This is a genomic window from Planococcus sp. VCh962 (genome assembly GCF_057748275.1).
The window spans coordinates 120649-139502 of sequence record NZ_JBYLHS010000002.1; the positions used below are offsets into that span (position 1 = coordinate 120649).

The window sequence follows — 18854 nt, forward strand, 5'->3', positions numbered from 1 at the left end:
TAGAGTTACGCAATTCAGCTTATATTCGTTTTATTGTTGTGCTTTCAATGTTTCAATATCCGGTTCTGTACCAAACCACTTTTCATAGATTTCCGCATATTTACCGCTTTCGTACACGGCATTAATGGCTTTATCGATTTCCGGCTTCAAGTCGCTGCCTTTCGGGAACAAGACGCCGTAAAACTCATCCGAAAACCCTTCATCCGTCACCACTTTCAGCTTTTGATCCGGGTTCATTTTTGTGTAATACTCGACCACCGTATTATCTGCAATGACCGCATCAGCGCCGCCAGCCAAAAGCTCCTGGATCGCCAAGTTATTGTCCGCGAACTTTAGGATGTCCCGGCTGTTTTCCCCGGCAATTTTTTCTGCCACTTCCTGGCCTGTCGAACCGTTCAGCACCGCAATTTTCTTGCCTTTCAAATCAGCACCTTTTGCTACATCGCTGTTTTCAGGCACCATGATTTTGTTGGTGGACAAGTAATAGGGCACCGAGAAATCATAGGTCTGTTTCCGCTCATCGTTGATTGTAATGGAAGAAACCGCCATATCCGCCGTTTTCCCTTCAATCTCCACGAAAATCGGGTCCCAGCCAATAACTTCGATATTCGGTTCATACCCCGCTTCCGCTGCAACCGCTTTGGTAAAATCAACGCCGAATCCGACCACTTCGCCTCCGTCCATATACTCCATCGGTGCATAGGCGCCGTCAGTGACGATTCTTAATACTTTCTTCTCTTTGCCGTCCGTTTCCCCGCCAGCAGCGTTCCCCTCCGGTTCTTTTGAACCACACGCAGCCAGTAACAAAGTTAAAGCCAAAAACATTAAAAAACTCAGTCTCGATAGTTTCCCCATAGATCTTTCCCCTTTGTGATGTATTTAGAAAAAATGCCCCTCCAAGTGAAGCGGCATGAACTCCTGAATGTTTTATTATGCCCATCTTGAACGTTATATCTCTCAAATTTCTGGACCAGCATAATTTTTTATGGAATAAAACTTTCAGGAGCTTTTCATCGTAATCCCATCCTATAGGCAAAAGGTTAAATATAGGTAAAGTGGACTAAATAAAAAGTTACGTTCAGGACAAACAAAAAAGGATAACCGATTAAAGTTATCCCTTCGTTTTACTTCTTATTCAAATAAGATTCCTGAAGCTTCTTCTCAAACAACTCCAGCAACTGATCCCGCAGCTCAGGACGCTTCAACGCAAACTCGATCGTTGTCTCGATAAAGCCGTACTTCTCCCCTACATCAAACCGTTGGCCGTCAAATTCATAGGCGTAGACCGGCTGCACTTCATTCAGCTTCTGAATGGCATCGGTCAGTTGGATTTCCCCGCCTGCCCCCAAATTATGTTCCCCCAGGAAATCAAAAATTTCCGGCGTCAGGATGTAGCGGCCCATGATGGCGTAATTGGACGGCGCAGTCCCGGCTTCCGGCTTCTCGACAAAGCGGTCCACAGCGATGAGCTTGCCGTCCACAGAAATCGGATCGATGATGCCGTAGCGATTCGTCTCTTCGGCTGCAACCTGCTGGACGCCAATCACACTGTTCCCAGTCTGATCGTATTGGTGCATCAGTTGAGCCAAGCAAGGCTCGTCGTTTTCGACAATGTCGTCCCCGAGCAGCACGGCGAACGGCTCATTGCCGATAAACTTTCGTGCCGACCAGATGGCATGCCCCAATCCGAGCGGCTGTTTCTGCCGGATGTAATGGATTTCCACTTTGGATGTCTGCAAGACCGAATCGAGCATATCCAGTTTCCCTTTTTCAAGCAAAGTCGCTTCCAATTCAAAGGCATGGTCAAAATGATCCTCGATTGCGCGCTTGCCTTTGCCGGTGACGATGATGATGTCTTCAATCCCGGAAGCAATCGCCTCTTCCACAATGTACTGGATGGTGGGCTTGTCGACGATCGGCAGCATTTCTTTCGGCATGGCTTTCGTTACAGGCAGGAAACGAGTTCCAAGACCGGCAGCAGGTATAATCGCTTTTTTTACTGGCATTCTCTTCATCTCCTAATAATCCTAGTCTGATTAATTTCTTTTTAAAACACAATTTCAATAAAAATTTTACGTTCAATTAATTTACATATACAGAAAAATTATACCATATTTTCATTTTAATTAAATTTTTAAACCAATTTTTAACATAGAATATGGAGCACTGAGTTTTTTGTTCATCAGTAAAATTCAGATGTTCCCCTCTTGCTTCTTTATTATGGTGAGTTACGACCTTTTTGGAGTGAGTTACGACCAATCGAGTTTGAGTTGCAACCAATCGAACTTGAGTTACAACCTTCTACCTCTGAGTTACAACCTTGCTCCTGCAATAAATCAGGTTCAACTATCTCGCTTTGTAAAATCAGGAAAACGGGGCAACACTTTTCATCCTATTTATTTAATGGGGACCCAATATTTATGTAGCAATATAAAAACCCCCACATCGTTTTTATCACATACGATGTGGGGGTACTTTTTCTGACTTGTCTGAAGGTATTGCTTTACAATCTATTTAGAGAATCTATCTTTTACATTGTTTTTTAAATTTATCGCCTTGTCTTTGTAATCATCTTTGTTTTCGTCCCAATGAATCTTGCCTTTTTCAATCGACTTGTTTTTCAATTCATTCAGCTTGTCCATCAATGCCATTCTGATCATCCTTTCGTGGAACACTATCACATGCAATAGTAATCCTTTAAAAATCCTCAATCTCTCCGTCTGTCTATTGACGACCGCCATTAATTAAAGTTCCTTTAAATTCAGTCGTCTCATTGAGAGCGGTCTAGTATTTGTTCATTAATAATGTATTAAATACCCAAATGACAAAAAGCCTGCCCCATCAAACCAGGACAAGCTTTTTTGATTTGTCTTGCTTGATCATCCTTCATCCTGCAATAATCCCATCTTTCGCGAAGACTCAAAATCAAACTTCCCTTTCGGATTTTGCAAAGTCGGCAGCATTTCCATGAACGGAAACAACTCTTTTTGGGCAACGCTGAAAATGCGGCGCAATTCTTTCACTGGGTCCGGATGCTCATCCACCCGCAAATCGACGAGCGGGTATTCTTCTGTGGAAAAGACTTTTAATGAAGCCGACTGCCGTCCGCGCTTGTCTCCTCCTGCCGCCTGCCCGGCTTCCATCGCGGCGATCAGCCGTTCCGCCAGGATTAAGCCGGCTGTGCTTTCAAAAGCTTTTTTCATTTCCTGGATGGTCTCTTCACCGATCAGCATATTTCCGGCAATAGCATAATTCGGTCCCGTCAAATGGCCGTACCAGCCGTCGCATTGGTCGCCGGAGAATGCCACGGCATTGCCTTGTTTGTCGACAATGCTGAACTGGCGGATTGCCCGTTCCGGGTCTTCCTGCAAGATTCGCTCCATGACTTGCTGGGCAGACATGCCTTCCTCCAAATACTTCAGGCCGTTGATGCCGATATATGGATTCACGAAAGACTGTGTGGCGATTGCCCCGACACCTGCTTTTACGAACGGGCATAGGCAGCCAACCGCCGGCACTTTCGTCGACACCGCCACTCCGAATTGGCCGGTTTTTTCATCTCTCGCGGCGATTGAAAACGTATTAAGCTTTAACATCCAATCCCTCCTCCAGTTCACCAAATTTTGTTCTTTCTTAATTCATAAAGGAAATAGCCGAAAATCGTCAGCATCAATAGTGCTGAACCTAAAATGCTCACCCAAATCAAAACGGTAAAAACGCCGAGTGACATCGTCATTTGCGTTCCACCTCCGATGCTTGGCTTTGGCCGACCCGATAGAGTTTATCCCAATTGTAATTGGCGGGTTTCACGAGGCTGCCGATCCAGCACACGAGGAAGGAAATCCAGCCGCTCGCCACCACTCCCTACAAATCGCCGACGGTGTAATACACTACATAGCCCACGATGATGGCTAAAATTGAAGCGATAAAACTGACCGTGGCATCGAGTTTTTTCCAAAACAGGCCATAAATAATGGGAAACACGAATGCCGCATTGATAACACCCAGGAAAATCAGTATCTGCAGCATCGTCAGGAATTTCGGCAAAGAAATCAGCAGCGCCAGGACCCCGATGGCCACCGTCAGGATTTTACTGATCCGCAGCAGCTTTTCATTGTCTGCGCGCGGGTTGATGCTTTGGTAAATATCATGGATCAACAGCGACACCAAGGCATTCAGGATCGCCGCAATGGTGGAAGCGAGCGCCGACCAGACCCCGACCAGGAAAATCCAGCTGACAAAGTTGCCGCCGTAGATCTGTGCGATAAAAGGCGCCACCTGGTTGACTTCTTCCGGCGCCTGATTGGTGCCGATGGCGACAAACGCCAACGTCGCAGTTGCCAGCGGCACGAAAAACCAGCCGATGCCTGCCAATGCGAAAATACTCATCAACTTGTCTTTTCTTACCGCATAAGCGCGCTGCCAGAAAGTATTGTCCATAAACACTTCGCCGATGGCAAACATGGCCCCGGCAAACATGAACAAGATTCCCGCCGGCAGCAGCAAGTCCAGTTTTTCAGGGGCAAACTCGACCATCCCTGTATAAATCGGTGCGACTCCTGTGGAGAAATACACAAGCGGCGGCACAACGATAACCACCAGGAAAATCAGCATGACCTGGAAAAAGGCAATGCCCGTAATGGAAGAAAAACCGCCCATGGTGGCGTAAGCGATCACAATGATAAACGTCAGGACAACGGCCAAGGAATAAGGCACATCAAAGATCTGTTCCAGCAGAAGGCCTCCGTCGATCCCTTGGGTCATCAACAGTCCGAACATATAGATAAACAGCATCACCATAAAGAAATAATAGTTCTTCTTGTCAAAGCGGTTTTTGTAAAAGTCCCCGACCGTCTTGCCGTGCGGGATGATTTCATGGATGCGCTTGCCGAGAGGCGAAAACGACACAACCGCAACGCCGCCAAGGAATGAATAAGCGATGGCTCCGATGACGCCCAGTCCATAAGCCGCTTCCGGTGCAGCCATAATGGTATTGCCGGTAATCCAGAAAGCGAGGAGTGAAGTCGTCCCGAACGCTACACCCAGCTTGCCGTTGCCCGAAATGTACTCATCAGCTGTAGATACTTTCCGTGAGATGAACCAGCTCGATACAATGAAAATGACGCCTAGGATCAAGATGACGATGATATTCCCCCACGGAATATTCATGGCCGTTCCTTCCTTTCATCTTTGTGGATCATTTCACCATACAAGCCGAACAATGGACCATAAGCGGAAATGATGACGACCAAAAACAAGACGATGCTGCTGGTGATCCAAAAACGTCATGATGTTTCCTCCTGTCATTTTTTGGTCAAACGGAAAAGGGCGATATGGTTTCCCTTTCGTTTTATTCCCCTCGAACTGCAACCATTGAGAAAGTAAGAAAATAGAAGTAAGAACAAAAAGAAAGTCTTAAACCTCACCTTCTTTCGCTTCGTAAAGATATGTTAAGGAAATTATATTTAGCCCTTTTTCAGTTATCAAATTTTTTAGATAATTATCACTAATTTATTAAACACCTTTAATTCATTGGTTTTAAACTAAAATCAATTATTTATGGTTCTAAATTTTAAATTCTTTACTGTCAAAACTGATTAAAACAGCTAAACAGATGAAAATCAGTGCTTATAAGCGCATAAATTCCACCCTCAGAATTTTAATGAAGACGGTCTTTTATAAAAGCGTTAATTAGTTCTAATTACGTGTAAAACGCTAATTTATCTACTATGCTATAAAGGACTACTATATTGGAGGGATTAACATGAAAATTGAAATGTGGACAGACTTCGCTTGACCATTCTGCTATATTGGCAAAAGGCGTCTGGAAGACGCCATCAAGCAGATCGACCATCCCATTGAAGTGACTTACCGAAGCTTCGAACTGAATCCGACAATGGGGCGGGATATAAAAGATAATATGTATGAGATGTTGGCCAAGAAATATGGCATGACTCTCGAACAAGCGAAAGCAAATACGCAAAACATGGTTCAGATGGCGAAAGAAGCTGGCTTGGACTATCACATGGATACCTTGATCTTAACCAACACATTCGATGCCCACCGTTTAACGCTGTTTGCGAAAGAACAAGGGTTAATGAAAGAAATGACCGAACGGATTCTGCGTGCCTATTTCACCGAATCGAAACATATCGGCGACCATGAAACCTTAACCGATTTGGCAGTGGAAGTCGGTTTGGACCGGGAAACTGTCGCCAATATGCTGGCAAGCGATGAGATGGCGGATGCCGTTCGTGCAGACCAGCAGGAAGCACAGCGCTATGGGGTGACGGGTGTACCGTATTACCTGATCAATAATAAATACGCATTGACCGGCGCCCAGCCGACCGAACTGTTTGTTCGGGCATTGACGCAAGTGATTGCTGAGGATGAGGGCACTGAAGCTTAACTCGTTAAACAGAAGTTTCTTTAATGAGAAAAATACCAAAGACCACCTTCGAAATCTCATGATTTCATTGAAGGTGGTCTTTGGTCTCTTTCCTAGCATTCACTGGCCTCATGATGCCGTACCCCATCTCCAGAAATGCCTGAATGACCGATTCACAAATATAGGCCGGCAGAAGAGCGGACCGCCTTTTCGGCCGGATATTCTGCAGCAGGAAAGTGATCGCTCCCCTACCTGAAGTTGTAAAGAAGAGAATTTCATATTTACTCAGGTAATCCGGCAATTCCGCCAACGTGTTTTAAGGCAGTCCATCGAGCCAACACTCCTGCCTATTTCCCATTATCCCTCTACATTTCGTAAGACCCCGAAACCTTTTTTCTGTGTGTATCAAAATCATCAGACCCATCTGCTCTGCGCTCACCTATGTCACTTCTTTTGAGTGTCAGGAAAATCGTCTTAAAAATGATCGAGAGGTCTGTTTTAAAGCTGATGTTTTGGACATAGTGGATATCATAATAAAACCGTTGTTCCCACGTCACCGAATTACGTCCGTTTACCTGAGCCAGACCTGATAAACCCGGCCGGACCGAATGCCTCTCTTTTTCCTCTTCCGTGTAATAAGGCAAATATTCTTTTACAAGCGGCCTCGGCCCAATGAGGGACATGTCGCCTTTTAAAATATTCAACAGCTCGGGAAGCTCATCCAGTGAACTGGCTCTTAAAAACCGGCCAAACCGCGTCAACCGAATGCTGTCCGCTAATAGATTCCCTTCGGCATCCGTCTCGTTCGTCATCGACCGGAATTTGTAAATTTCGAAGATCTCTTCATTCAACCCGGCTCGCTCCTGCTTGAACAAAACAGGACTACCGAGTTTCGTCCGCACTAGAAGCGCCACGACCAACAGCACAGGACTGAGCACAACGATCGCGACCAGTGAAAGCGCAATATCCATCGGCCTCTTCAAAAACCTTCTATATAAATTGCCTTTAGCCTTCCCCATCCATGCTTCCCCCCTCTTCCATGTATTCAGCTTTCAGAATAACGAAGATAGGTTAAAAGGAAGTTAAATAGTATGCTAATGAAGGCATTTATTCCAATAAATAGTTTTCTGAATAGTCTATTAAATAGTTCGTAAGTATGATATAATTTCTTGGAATTGCTTAATATGTATATTTACATAAGGGTGAAACGATTTTAAAAAATGGTTAGCGGAAGGAGAAGTGAAACTATGAAGAATCTGCCGGATATTTATTTCCTGTCGGAATGGGGGGAATGCTTTGCAAGGAAAGAACAGGGCGGTGAGATGCGGATATTCGAACTGAAACATGACTTGGGACATGTCTATTATCAGTTTATCCTTCGCCCGATTCCGATCAATCTGGGAGGAGAAACGTATTACGATATCATCACGCCATATGGCTTCAGCGGCCCCATTGTCCTTGAAAGTGTCCCTGAAAAGGTCCAGGAACTGCAAGCCGTGTTCGATCAAGCGTTTCAGCAATACTGTGATGACAATAAAATCGTGTCGGAATATATCCGTTTTAGTCCGTGGGTGAAAAATCTGGAGAATTTCCAGGAAATATATGACATGCAGAACCAAAGGACGACCATATATATCGACTTGACAGGCGACGATTTTTTCATGGAGGAATTTTCGTCTTCCTCAAGAAGGCAAGTGCGCCGGGCCCAGAAGAACAATGTGGAAATTGAATTCGATTTTGATGGTTCGACGATCGGAGAATTTCATCGCTTGTATGAAATAACGGCGAAAAAACGGGATATGGACGATTACTATCTGTTTTCGAAAGAGTTTCTGGAAAACTCATTCGAACAGCTGGCCGGGAACCTGTTTCTCATCAACGCCAAACACGAAGGCACCTACATTTCATCCTGCATGGTGATCCATCACGGAGAAAATATCCATTATCATTTAATGGCGAACGATCCTGAATATTTCCATCTGGCAGCAAACAGCTTAGTCATTTATGAAGCGTGCAATTGGGGAGTCGCGAACAAGAAGAAAAAGTTTCATCTTGGTGGTGCCGGCGGGGATGAACAGTTGGGCAGATTCAAGCGGAATTTCACGAAAACAGAACCCCTCGATTTTTTTGCCGGAAAAAAAGTGAGGAATGAAGCGGTTTATGAGAAATTAGTCCAATATAAGAGGGACAACGGGGGTATAGATAAAGTCAAATTCTTCCCGTTGTATAGGGGATGAGTTGAACACGGAGGAAAATGTGCGTGTTATGGAGATGGAGCCGCCGGTGAAGTAGACGGGCGGCTTTTGTGTTTCCGTTTCTTCCATAAGTTCCCCTTAGGTTCGGCACAATTATGATTATTCAGCAGGCTAAGACATAAAAAAACACATGAAGAATCCGCTCCATTATTGAATTTGCCGGATTTTCCTATACGATTTCGGTATTACCAGAATTGTGTCTGACACAGGGGCGTGATTTCAATTCAATTTCAAAAAGAGTGCCATATAGACACTCCTCTTTCCAGATTAACATTTATTTCATCAATTTAACGTATACACCAGTGCTGCCATCTTCTCTGACTTCTTCCGAAAAGCTCATCGTTGGATAATTCTTCTGCAATTCTTCGTTTGGTTCCTGGAAGATCACCACTAAAGGACGCAAAGCGATGTGCTGGTCAATTTCAGCAAGCTCTTTCATAATCCCCGATTCATTGGCTTCGAAGTAGTTTTTCACTTCTTTCAACTCATCCGGACTCAATAGTTCTTCAATAGCTTGTGTATTTAACTCCATCGTATACCCCTTTCTCCACATAAATTAATGCATTCACCATTAAAGAATCCTTCTGCTTTCTTATTCCCTCGTCAGGTATAAAAAATGCATTCTTTTTGACTTAAAATTTTGGATGGAGAAAAGGGATATAAACTAAATTGATGATGATACGACTCTGGACTAATCACCGTTAAAGGAGACGGATCAAAACGAGCGGATCGATGAAGAAAAATAATCGTATGTCCTATATGGTGTAATATTAAAAAACATAAAAACAAATAAGTGCCACAATAACCTCCTGATTACAGTTTAGAACTAAAAAGTTAATTGGATTTAAAAATTTTATCCAATTAGTATACTTATGCTTCTTCAAAATCGATAAAGCTTGAATTTTTGCTGACGTCTAGGGGAACAATCAGTAAAATTCGTGAAATATAAAAGCCACCTCCTGAAATCTTTTGATTCCGTAGGAGATGGCTTTTTCCTGATTCAATTAAATGAACTCATCTGCTTCAGTATTATTACATGGGTACTTTTTCAGAAGTAAGCTGGTCGATTTCTTGAATATAGTACTGGTCATTTTTGTTTGTCACCGTATACGCTTTGGTTTTGTTGTATCTTAGGCGATCTTCAGACGAATCAAAATAGAACATTTCTGCTGTCGTCACTACGAATGTAGTTTCATCTATTACTTTGAAGTCTGTAATAGTGTTAGATTGAAAATTGTAGAAATAATAAGTATCCATTGTATAATGGCGATTGATATCAGCTAAGTAATCTTCCTGGATTTTGCTTCCGGTAGGAAAATAATCCTCTATATAAGAGAAATCTGCATAGTTCAAAGCCGATTCAAATGCCATTCTAAAGCTATCCACATAAGCGGACACACTATATTCATGCTCTTCTTCCAACAACTGCTTTTTATGCTCTTCTATTTCCTGGGTCCGTGCAGCTGCTATTTTTTCCTGAATATGAGCAAATTGAACATGGACCGTATCTGATTCCACTTTCGTTGACACGCCTTTTACTTTTTCACCTTTGTCATTTTCCGTTTCCGCTGTCACTTCTACTGTACCATTTAACGGAAGAGGTCCGATTGATTTCAAGTCGCCTACAGCCTTTTTAGTCGATTTTCCATTTACCCATAAGATAGCTTCCGGCACATCGGAAGTGACGTTTACAACGCTTGCTTCTATATCCGGGCTATAGCTGTACCTGTTTTTGCTGTCTCCAGTTACATCAATTGATCCTTTCTGGGCGATATCCCCATACTCACTAGCCACTGTCGCGCTCCATTGATATTCACCTGGCAAGAAATTACCGACTTCGATGACTTCTCCTTTATCCCCTTTTACCGTTTTTTCTGCTAATGTAACCGTCATCCCGTCAAAGGGTATTTCCATCTCTACTACAGTAGGTTGAATCAAAAAGCTAACTTCTTGATACAGTCCTAAAATTACTGGTTTCTTAGTAATGGAGATCAATTTATTGCCTTCCGAGTCTAAAATTATATTCGACAGTCCATCCTCCTTTAAACGGGCTGCTTCTGATTTCATTTGGTCCCGGATGTCCTCCCAGCCTTCTTCTTCCATAAATGAATAAAAGCCAGCTGCATTTTCCGTTGTTTTTTCAGGTACTTCAAAATAGCTTAGGAACTTCGATTCTTCTCCTGAAATATAGGAATGATTCATTTCTGCAAGTTTTTTGGATACGTCATATTTAGATTTTAGAAATAGGTGCGTACCGATCAGGCCAATCAAGAGGACTGCAATTGAAATCAGCATCGCGACTTTTCCTTTTTTTCGCCTAGAAGAAATTACAGATTGCGTCTTTTTGCCTTCTTCGCTGTTAGGTTTTTCCCCTTCTTTTTCCAAGATAAGCGGTTGGCCGCAGCCTACACAAAATTTTTCATTTCCTTTTCTTTCCGCCCCGCACTTTGAACAATTTTTCATTTGGTTCCCTCACTCTTTTTTAACTAAATATAACATAAATATGGTTATTTAAGAACATTATAATATTATTTATAATAATTCAATAGTTCTATTAAAATCGTTTTAATGATATTATTTAACTACTTAATAACCAATCTTTTTACTGGAGGAATTTTAATGAGCGAATTTCAAAACAAAGTAGGTGGAGGCTTGAACATGATTCAAGGTTCTTTGCAACAAGGGAAACAAAAACTTCAAACAGCCCAGGAAATCAGCCAAATTGAACAAACATTAAGCGGCTTGCGCCAAAGGCGCCAAGAACTCATCGTCTCACTTGGGAACAAAGTTCATAAGAAAGTACGGTTATACGAATTGACCGACAGCGAGTTTTCCGGAATTTCAGCTGATATCGAGGCCTTAGACAAAAAGATATACCACCAAGCCAAGGCTGCTGCGGATTTGAAAGCGACGAACGAAAATATGTATATTTGCACTTCTTGCAACTCTGAAGTCATGCCTTCCGATAGGTTCTGCGGCTCGTGCGGAACGCCCGTCATCCTGCCGGAAACCATTGAAGAAGCTTTGAAAACTTGCAAGCAATGCGAAGAGGACATTCCAAACTCCGCTTCATTTTGCCCGTGCTGCGGCCACGTAGCTGTAGCCGAAAAGGTGGCTTCTGATGTTTTGTAAAGAATGTGGAACCAAACACCCAAGCTTTATCAACTATTGCCCCAACGATGGGCAGGAACTAACGGCCTCTCTACCTTTTGCTGTCGGCCACAAAAACACAGGGTTCTGTGGAGACTGTGGAAGTTCCATATCTGCTTCAGCACAATACTGCCAATCGTGCGGTGAATCTCACCATGTGTTAAAAACCGGCACTGTAAAAAAAGTGGAACCATCCATGATAACCAAGAAAAATCTCAGCCCTTCAAAGCTTATGATTGAACCATTTTCTACAAAAACCTTCACTTCCATTTTAGTTGCTTTAGGCATTTCCATCGTATTGATGATGGTTGCTGCATTTCTTTTGAAAACAGAAGTAGAAACGGCATTAATTGAAAGCGCGGATGGCGAACTTACTAGAGGCCAACTTCATTCGATTGAAAATTATTTAAGCAATGAGTTAGAAAGTGAATATGACATTAACCTTGAGTTGCCGAATATCTACAATATTTTCACTTACATTTCTTTTATGCATGGAATAGATTTTGAATTGACCGGGGAAGTCCAAGAAGACGATAGTGACTTTTTCCAATACGGGGTTGAAGTGGATGCCCAAAACTTTTCCGCTCCTCTTTTAATGATAACTTTCGTATTGCTGGCGTTAAGCGGAATTGCTCTTGGCTACTTGATAAAAAGAAATCGCCTTCAGATGTGGCAAGCCATTGCGGGTTTTAGCTTGTTATATGGAATCTTCATTGCTGTTTCTTCCTTTGTCGCCAGTTTCAGCTACACCAACAGCATAAACAGTTCGTATGCCAATATTTCCTTAAGTTTTGCCGGGAAGTTCCCGATTATCGAATCTTTCTTTTCCGGCTTAATATTGGCCGCTGCGATTTCGGGTTCTGCCGCATTAATGGCCGTATATGGCAAACAGACCATTCACTTTTTGCAGACAAAAGCCTCCTATGTTCAATACTTGTCTTTTGGTCTGCTGATCATTCTAGGTGGCCTATTCACCATGGCTGTCATTACATTTATAGCTCTCAGCACTTCACCTGCAGCTGATATAATCTTTGAAACCTTTGAATTGAGCAGCATCGCTTTGTTCGGATCATTCAGCATATGGATTTGGGATTTAGCCCACCTGCTGCCGATTAATTTGACCATGAGCGAAGTCGGAGAAACTGAATCTTACACCTTCCATCTGCTTGAATCGTTATCGGATAACCAAAGTGAAATTGTCGGCCTGTTTTTCATCAGCGAAGCATTTCCATTATGGGTAAACTTAAGTTTCCTGCTGCCGGCTGCATTGCTTATTGGTGCGGGATACATGCTTTATCATACGCACCAGTCAAAGCTTGTCGAGACATTGAAATTTAGCGCACTATACGGATTTTTCATGGTTGTTGTCAAACTATTCACCAGCTTGAAATTCTCCATGAATTCATCAAGTTTTGATGACCTTGATGAATTTGTAAGTGCGCGCATACACACAGATTTGCTTACGGTCTTTCTTATATCCGCTATTTATGCCCTTGTCTTTTTCAATGTAGGCGGATTTCTGAAGCGCTATTTAAGCGAATAACGCTGCAGGCGCCATTTTCCAAAATCCCATTAACTGATGGAACAACGAAAAAACCGTTTCAAGACAAGGAAACTTCCCTTGCTTGAAACGGCTTTTTGCTATTGAAGCGGTTCTGGCCAATTCAACTCCAACGGTTTGATTCAAGAATGCGGACGAAGGGAGTCGAACCCTCACGGTGTCTCCACCACTAGACCCTGAACCTAGCGCGTCTGCCAATTCCGCCACATCCGCATGGTAAGCTTATTAATCACTTTCTTGCCATTATTATGCCTTTGATGTCCCTTAAAAATCAAGCTGTAATAAATCGAACACATAAAAAAGCTCGGCTTAAAGTGCTTGCCTCCCTGGAACGCTTCTTATTTCGAAACTTTTTCTTTGATGGTATTTTTAAATTCATTGCTTTTTCTTTATAATCGTCTTTATTTTCTTCCTAATGGGCTTTGCCCATTTCAATCGATTTGTCTTTCAGTCCATTCAGCTTATCCATAAATGCCAAATTGAGTGTCCTTTCACATCCCCCGGTTTCACTTAAATATTTTCCACCAATTAGTTTTTGGTATATCTTGCGGCTCCAATATATTTAAATTCTCGTTTATTAAAATGCGTTCGTTATTTTCAAGCATGAAGTCGACCACTTCATGCCGGTTTTTCTTCGCTAAATAATTAAGCCCTTCATTAAATAGAAAAGTTCTGGTTTCCAAGTTGTGGACATCTGAACCGTAAACATGGATTAAGTTGGCATCGAGCAACGTCATCGCTGTCCGTTGAATCGCTTTGCCAAAACTTCCCGCTATCGATCCGGCCGTCACTTGGGCTACAGCACCGTGAAGCACTAGGTTCTGAAGCCGTTCGGGTTTCTCGATGATTCCCTGGTTGCGTTCTGCATGTGCAATTATGGGCACATAGCCTTTTTCAATCATCTGCTGGATGATTGCCACGGTATAAGCCGGAACCCCGGAAGATGGCAATTCCAGCAGGACGTACTGAGATTCGGCAAGCGTCAACGCTTCACCTGCTTCTAGACGGTCTATCAGTTTCTCCGACAGGCGGCATTCCTGTCCGCTGTATATTTTAATCGGCAAGTTTTGTTCTGCTGCATACGCTCTCGTCATTTCCAGCTGTTTTTTCAAAGCCGTTACATCTGTTTTAAAATTCGGATGAAAAGCATGCGGCGTTGCGATAATGCCGCTGATCTGCTCTTGTACCGCTTTCTCCAGAAGCCTTTTTGTATCTTCCATTGTTTCTGCGCCGTCATCCAATCCGGCCAGGATATGGGAATGCGTATCAATCATTGGACTACCTCCTCTTGCTTAATAAAAAATGAACCATTTATACTGAAGATCCTATAGTTTAATTTTTTCTAGCAAAGAATAAAAATTGCATATGCCTTGCCAATAAAATATTTGGATGCCGCAATTGATATGGAATGAAACATTAATTTAGAAACGCTCCTGCTTATTCTTACCTTTAAGTCAATTTATAGTTTTTTAAATTTTACAATAATTAATTTTAGTATAGCATCTTTCATTTGTTAATATTTCTTAATCTAAATAAATTATAAGAGAAAAGAAATTATATGGTATATTATGTTTAGAAAATTCCTGGTGGATAAACCTCTTGTAAACGGAAGGTAGCCAGGCACGAAATGAAGAAGTCTTCTCAATTATGAATAAAGTATTTCGTTACTTTACAACGGCATTTTTTCACAAAACCAGAAATTTCTTTGGAAGAATTTGCATTACTGTATGTTTTTGCGTATATTAATCTTTGGCCTTTCTAGCCAAGATGACTGACGCTGAATGGATCATTGGCTAAATAGAAGAAAGCAATTCAAATACAATGCAGGCTAATTTTAATCAACTATTTTATTGCCGGATGACGGAGGAAAATAATGAGCAGAGTAAAACAAAAAGCTAAGAAGAAAAAACGGACTTGGATTTTTGGAATCTTAGCCCTAATTTTAATAGGAGTCGGAATTTATATCTTCACAATATACAGCAGCTTTTCAAGTGCGCTTGATAAAATTCATAGCCCCCTAGATCGGGAAAAATCAGATTTGCGGGATGAAGAAGTAGCGTTGAGTGATCAAGTCCCATTTTCTGTGCTGCTGCTTGGAGTCGATGAGCGCGAAGATGACCGGGGCCGCTCCGATACAATGGTGGTCCTGACTGTAAATCCTGAAGATAAGTCCACAAAAATGGTATCCATTCCCCGGGACACGTATACAGAAATTGTTGGGCGCGGCACAATGGACAAAATCAACCACGCTTATGCATTTGGCGGCATCGAAATGTCCCTGGCGACCACCGAAAATTTGCTTGATGTTCCGATTGACTATGTCGTTCAGGTAAATATGGAAGGCTTTAAAGATATAGTCGACGCAGTTGGCGGTGTTAACGTTGACAATGCATTGGCATTTGATAATTTCGAAGCCGGCAATATCCATTTGGATGGCGACGATGCTTTATCTTATGTCCGGATGAGAAAGCAGGATCCACGCGGTGATTTCGGCCGCCAAGACCGCCAAAAGCAAGTGCTGCAAGGCATCATGAATGAAGGTGCTTCTGTAAATAGTCTGGTCAATTATCAAGATATCTTCACGGCTCTCGGCAAGAATATCCGAACGAATATGTCGTTTGATGAAATGGTCGCTGTACAGAAGAATTACCGGGATGCAGTCGGTACCGTTGACCAATTTATCGTAGATGATGGGCATGGTGAAACGATAAACGGCGTTTGGTATTACATAATGGACGACGCTGAACTGGAAGAAATTCAAACAATGCTTAAAGAACATTTGAATATGTAAAAGCAGAAAAAGGAAAGCCTTCGATTTTAGAAGGCTTTCCTTTTGGTTAGGGGATTTAAGCTGGTGCTTCGCAAATGGTTCTTTTACTGCAATTTCAACATTCTGTCATTGAAATAAAGTTTTTACATGAAAATAAAGACTAGCAATATTTTAAACTGATGTTTTCTTAGCTTTAATTAGCAGCTTTCAGGTTTTAGAAGAATCAGCCGAAACCGTCATAAGTGTCATAGACTTCATCCACTTCCCTTTCGGTCATGGGGTCCGCAGCCCAGCCTCTTAACAGTTCATCCATCGAATACATCGGAATCGAAAAGCCGATGGCGTTGCCGTCGTTCAATAGCAATGCATTGATGCCGATGACTTTGCCGGTTACAGCGTCGATGAGCGGGCCGCCGCTGGAGCCCGGTGCGATTTGGGCATCAATCTGGTACATGTCTTTGTACAGGAATTCATGGTCGAAATCCCGGTCCGTGCCGGTTAAGTAGCCGATTGCTGCGGTATTTTCCAAGCCGGACGGGCTGCCGAGCGCGATGACTTCTGTCCCGACGTCACTCGGGTTTTGTTCGATTTGGAGCGGCGTAACGCCGGCAAAGGCATCGACTTGGATCAGCGCGATGTCATAGGTTTCCGAGATGCCGATGACTTTCCCTGGCTTTTCTACACCCTCAACTGTCCGAACTTTGACATCGTTGTAGCCGATGATCAAATGGGCGCTCGTGACGACAGTACCGGTATCGGTAAATAGAAAGCCGGAACCGTACCCAGAACCGGTCTTGATGGTGAAGACTTTTTGCTGGGTTTCTTTGATGATGTCTTTTTTGGCCTTCGTTCCAGGAGCTGATTCTTGCGTGTTTTGCGGCGGAGCTGTGCTTTCTGTCACCACTTCTTTAATGGGCGGGTTGGTTTCAGGCTGTGTGGCGGTTGCGTTTTCGACTGCTGCTGAAGGTTGGTCGGGAATAGGCGGGTAGAATATTCTTGCTGAGCCGAATCCTGTGCCGAGCAGCAGGATGGCAGCTACGAAGAAATTCAAACGCTGGCGTCTTTTCTGTTTTCTGATTCGGGTGGTGCGATCCAGTGGCTGGCCGCAGTTGAGGCAATTTTTCGCTGTCAAATTGTTCATGCATCCGCATTTCGAACAAAACATAGCGGCTTCCCCCTACTCGATTAGTTACTGTCTATATACCCCTTCGAAAGAAAGATAGTCTGTTGTGACCAGCAATATTTTTAATGATGCTCGGCGGATTTTTTTGTTAGGAGGATGGGTTTATTTCATTTTGTCGCACTATGTCTTTCCTAGTATTGGTATACTGTGGCAAAAGGAGTGATGCGATGTTTATGAATGAACGGGAAGCGCCGCTTTTGCTGGAATCGCTGCCCCGGCTGATGCATCGGCTAAAAGCAGGACACGCGGCACATGAAGATATTTCTGCCGACCATTACAAAGTGAGAGCCGGATTTGGCGGCGAACAGCGGGTTGATGAATTATTGAAGCGGATGCGCTGGACAGAGTCCTTTGTCGTTGTCGCTGATTTGCAGCTGGCTGATTGTTTTTGCCAGATGGATACGGTTGTATTGATGCCGTATTTTGCTTTGGTGCTGGAAGTGAAGAATTATTCCGGGACGCTATCGTTTAATGAAGAAAGTTTTCATATGAAACAAGAAACGCGCGACGGCAAGCTGATCGGCTATAACTCGCCTGTGACGCAAGCCTGGAATGCTCGTGAGGAATTGCTGGTGTTATTTCAGCGGTACGGTGTTCATCTGCCGATCTATACGGCTGTTGTGCTGCCATATTCTTCAACACTCATTGAAGGCATACCGAAAGAAGTGCCTGTTATTTATGGATATTCGCTGAACCGGTTCCTCTCCACCCTCCCCCGTACCGGACCGCCGATGCCTCCTCTGGAAATGGAGCGTGTCGGCCAGCTTCTCATCGATCACCATTCACCTTCCCCCAAGATCAACTATCAAGATGTCTACCGTTTTCAATTGAAGGATTTGAAAAAAGGCGTGCTATGCAGTGGCTGCGGAGCCGTTGGCGTGCGAAAAAGTGAGCGCGTGCATGTTTGTGTGAAATGCCAATTGGTTATTCAGGATGGCTATTGCCGCGCCTTGGATGACTGGTTCGAATTTGTGTCGCCTGTCATTACGAATGCCCAGTGCCGGGAGTTTCTCGGTTTGAAGGATAAGCATGCGGCCGGTTATTTGCTGCGGAAGATGGGTTTAACTTCGAGTGGAGATTCTGTTCAGCGGGTTTATGGGAGATAAGTTTATGTTAGGGGCCAGTCGTTGGTGCGACTGGCTTTTTGTGGTTTTGGTGGATGGGTTTCTTCTATATTATGTGGGAGGTTTGGCTGGGTTACGACCTTTTCAGGTTGAGTTACGACGAATGAGGCGTGAGTTACAACCAATTGGGGGCGAGTTACAACCTTTTCCCACTGAGTTACAACCTCGCCCCTGAGAAGGTGGAGAAGAAAAGTTTTTAGCAGTAGATGCCCCTCTTTTTCGCTTTTCGCCGCGGCGAAAAGCATCCATTTGGGGCTTTCGTTTTTTGAAAAGGGAATGGATTGGTGGGTTACAACCTTTTTGGGATGAGTTGCGACGAATCAGTTCTGAGTTACGACCAATTAAAGCCGAGTTACGACCAATTCCATTTGAGTTACAACCCCCGCAATGAAAAGTTTGAGTGGAAGAGCTTTTAACAGTGGA

Annotated in this window: 17 protein-coding genes and 1 tRNA gene; 6 read left to right on the forward strand and 12 right to left on the reverse strand. The window is 43.4% G+C overall.

Annotation, left to right across the window (positions count from 1 at the left end; translation table 11 throughout):
• Positions 1 to 30: 30 nt before the first annotated feature.
• The 6 genes from AC3AQ9_RS08085 to AC3AQ9_RS08110 all read right to left on the reverse strand — a co-directional run bounded on the left by AC3AQ9_RS08085 (position 31) and on the right by AC3AQ9_RS08110 (position 5169).
• Positions 31 to 855: a basic amino acid ABC transporter substrate-binding protein gene (locus AC3AQ9_RS08085; RefSeq protein WP_488306958.1), complete on the reverse strand. Its 825-nt coding sequence runs from the start codon at positions 853 to 855 to the stop codon at positions 31 to 33.
• Positions 856 to 1124: 269 nt separating this feature from the next.
• The gene (gene galU, locus AC3AQ9_RS08090; RefSeq protein ID WP_488306959.1) at positions 1125 to 2006 is read right to left on the reverse strand and encodes a UTP--glucose-1-phosphate uridylyltransferase GalU; all 882 of its coding nucleotides are present in this window, start codon (positions 2004 to 2006) and stop codon (positions 1125 to 1127) included.
• Between the two features lie 504 nt (positions 2007 to 2510).
• Complete coding sequence (locus AC3AQ9_RS08095) at positions 2511 to 2651, reverse strand: hypothetical protein (RefSeq protein ID WP_488306960.1); 141 nt, start codon at positions 2649 to 2651, stop codon at positions 2511 to 2513.
• A gap of 228 nt (positions 2652 to 2879) precedes the next feature.
• Positions 2880 to 3596, reverse strand: coding sequence for a DUF1028 domain-containing protein (locus AC3AQ9_RS08100; protein ID WP_488306961.1), 717 nt, complete (start codon positions 3594 to 3596; stop codon positions 2880 to 2882).
• A 17-nt stretch (positions 3597 to 3613) separates the two neighbouring features.
• Complete coding sequence (locus tag AC3AQ9_RS08105) at positions 3614 to 3736, reverse strand: hypothetical protein (RefSeq protein ID WP_488306962.1); 123 nt, start codon at positions 3734 to 3736, stop codon at positions 3614 to 3616.
• Between the two features lie 128 nt (positions 3737 to 3864).
• On the reverse strand, positions 3865 to 5169 hold the full coding sequence (locus tag AC3AQ9_RS08110) for a sodium:solute symporter family transporter (protein WP_488306963.1): 1305 nt from the start codon (positions 5167 to 5169) through the stop codon (positions 3865 to 3867).
• Between the two features lie 640 nt (positions 5170 to 5809).
• Between AC3AQ9_RS08110 and AC3AQ9_RS08115 the strand changes: the two genes are divergently transcribed.
• On the forward strand, positions 5810 to 6409 hold the full coding sequence (locus tag AC3AQ9_RS08115) for a DsbA family oxidoreductase (RefSeq protein ID WP_488307566.1): 600 nt from the start codon (positions 5810 to 5812) through the stop codon (positions 6407 to 6409).
• A 344-nt stretch (positions 6410 to 6753) separates the two neighbouring features.
• Here the strand turns inward: AC3AQ9_RS08115 and AC3AQ9_RS08120 are convergent, their stop codons facing one another.
• Entirely contained in the window at positions 6754 to 7407 is a 654-nt protein-coding gene (locus tag AC3AQ9_RS08120; RefSeq protein WP_488306964.1) for a sugar transferase, read from the reverse strand.
• 228 nt (positions 7408 to 7635) lie between these two features.
• Between AC3AQ9_RS08120 and AC3AQ9_RS08125 the strand changes: the two genes are divergently transcribed.
• On the forward strand, positions 7636 to 8625 hold the full coding sequence (locus AC3AQ9_RS08125) for a GNAT family N-acetyltransferase (protein ID WP_488306965.1): 990 nt from the start codon (positions 7636 to 7638) through the stop codon (positions 8623 to 8625).
• Positions 8626 to 8917: 292 nt separating this feature from the next.
• Here AC3AQ9_RS08125 and AC3AQ9_RS08130 read toward each other — a convergent pair whose 3' ends face one another.
• Both AC3AQ9_RS08130 and AC3AQ9_RS08135 read right to left on the reverse strand, forming a co-directional pair.
• Complete coding sequence (locus AC3AQ9_RS08130) at positions 8918 to 9175, reverse strand: hypothetical protein (protein ID WP_488306966.1); 258 nt, start codon at positions 9173 to 9175, stop codon at positions 8918 to 8920.
• A 500-nt stretch (positions 9176 to 9675) separates the two neighbouring features.
• Positions 9676 to 11106: a TcaA 3rd/4th domain-containing protein gene (locus AC3AQ9_RS08135; protein ID WP_488306967.1), complete on the reverse strand. Its 1431-nt coding sequence runs from the start codon at positions 11104 to 11106 to the stop codon at positions 9676 to 9678.
• A 156-nt stretch (positions 11107 to 11262) separates the two neighbouring features.
• Here AC3AQ9_RS08135 and AC3AQ9_RS08140 point away from each other — a divergent pair, with 156 nt between their 5' ends.
• Together AC3AQ9_RS08140 and AC3AQ9_RS08145 are read left to right on the forward strand one after the other, a co-directional pair.
• Positions 11263 to 11775 (forward strand): zinc ribbon domain-containing protein, encoded by a 513-nt coding sequence (locus tag AC3AQ9_RS08140; RefSeq protein WP_488306968.1) that lies wholly within the window; start codon positions 11263 to 11265, stop codon positions 11773 to 11775.
• Positions 11765 to 13336 (forward strand): zinc ribbon domain-containing protein, encoded by a 1572-nt coding sequence (locus AC3AQ9_RS08145; RefSeq protein ID WP_488306969.1) that lies wholly within the window; start codon positions 11765 to 11767, stop codon positions 13334 to 13336. The genes AC3AQ9_RS08140 and AC3AQ9_RS08145 overlap by 11 nt, the downstream gene beginning before the upstream one ends.
• 147 nt (positions 13337 to 13483) lie before the next feature.
• Here AC3AQ9_RS08145 and AC3AQ9_RS08150 read toward each other — a convergent pair.
• Both AC3AQ9_RS08150 and AC3AQ9_RS08155 read right to left on the reverse strand, forming a co-directional pair.
• Positions 13484 to 13567, reverse strand: a tRNA-Leu gene (locus AC3AQ9_RS08150).
• Between the two features lie 293 nt (positions 13568 to 13860).
• Positions 13861 to 14628 (reverse strand): tyrosine-protein phosphatase, encoded by a 768-nt coding sequence (locus AC3AQ9_RS08155; RefSeq protein ID WP_488306970.1) that lies wholly within the window; start codon positions 14626 to 14628, stop codon positions 13861 to 13863.
• A gap of 599 nt (positions 14629 to 15227) precedes the next feature.
• On the opposite strand from AC3AQ9_RS08155, the gene AC3AQ9_RS08160 reads away from it, so the two are divergent.
• Positions 15228 to 16145 carry an LCP family glycopolymer transferase gene (locus AC3AQ9_RS08160; RefSeq protein WP_488306971.1) on the forward strand — a complete coding sequence of 306 codons (918 nt, stop codon included), beginning with the start codon at positions 15228 to 15230 and terminating at the stop codon, positions 16143 to 16145.
• A gap of 202 nt (positions 16146 to 16347) precedes the next feature.
• On the opposite strand, the gene AC3AQ9_RS08165 is transcribed toward AC3AQ9_RS08160, so the two are convergent.
• Positions 16348 to 17289, reverse strand: a complete 942-nt coding sequence (locus AC3AQ9_RS08165) for a S1C family serine protease (protein WP_488306972.1) — start codon at positions 17287 to 17289, stop codon at positions 16348 to 16350.
• A 185-nt stretch (positions 17290 to 17474) separates the two neighbouring features.
• Between AC3AQ9_RS08165 and AC3AQ9_RS08170 the strand changes: the two genes are divergently transcribed.
• Positions 17475 to 18413: a nuclease-related domain-containing protein gene (locus AC3AQ9_RS08170; protein ID WP_488306973.1), complete on the forward strand. Its 939-nt coding sequence runs from the start codon at positions 17475 to 17477 to the stop codon at positions 18411 to 18413.
• Positions 18414 to 18854 lie beyond the last annotated feature (441 nt).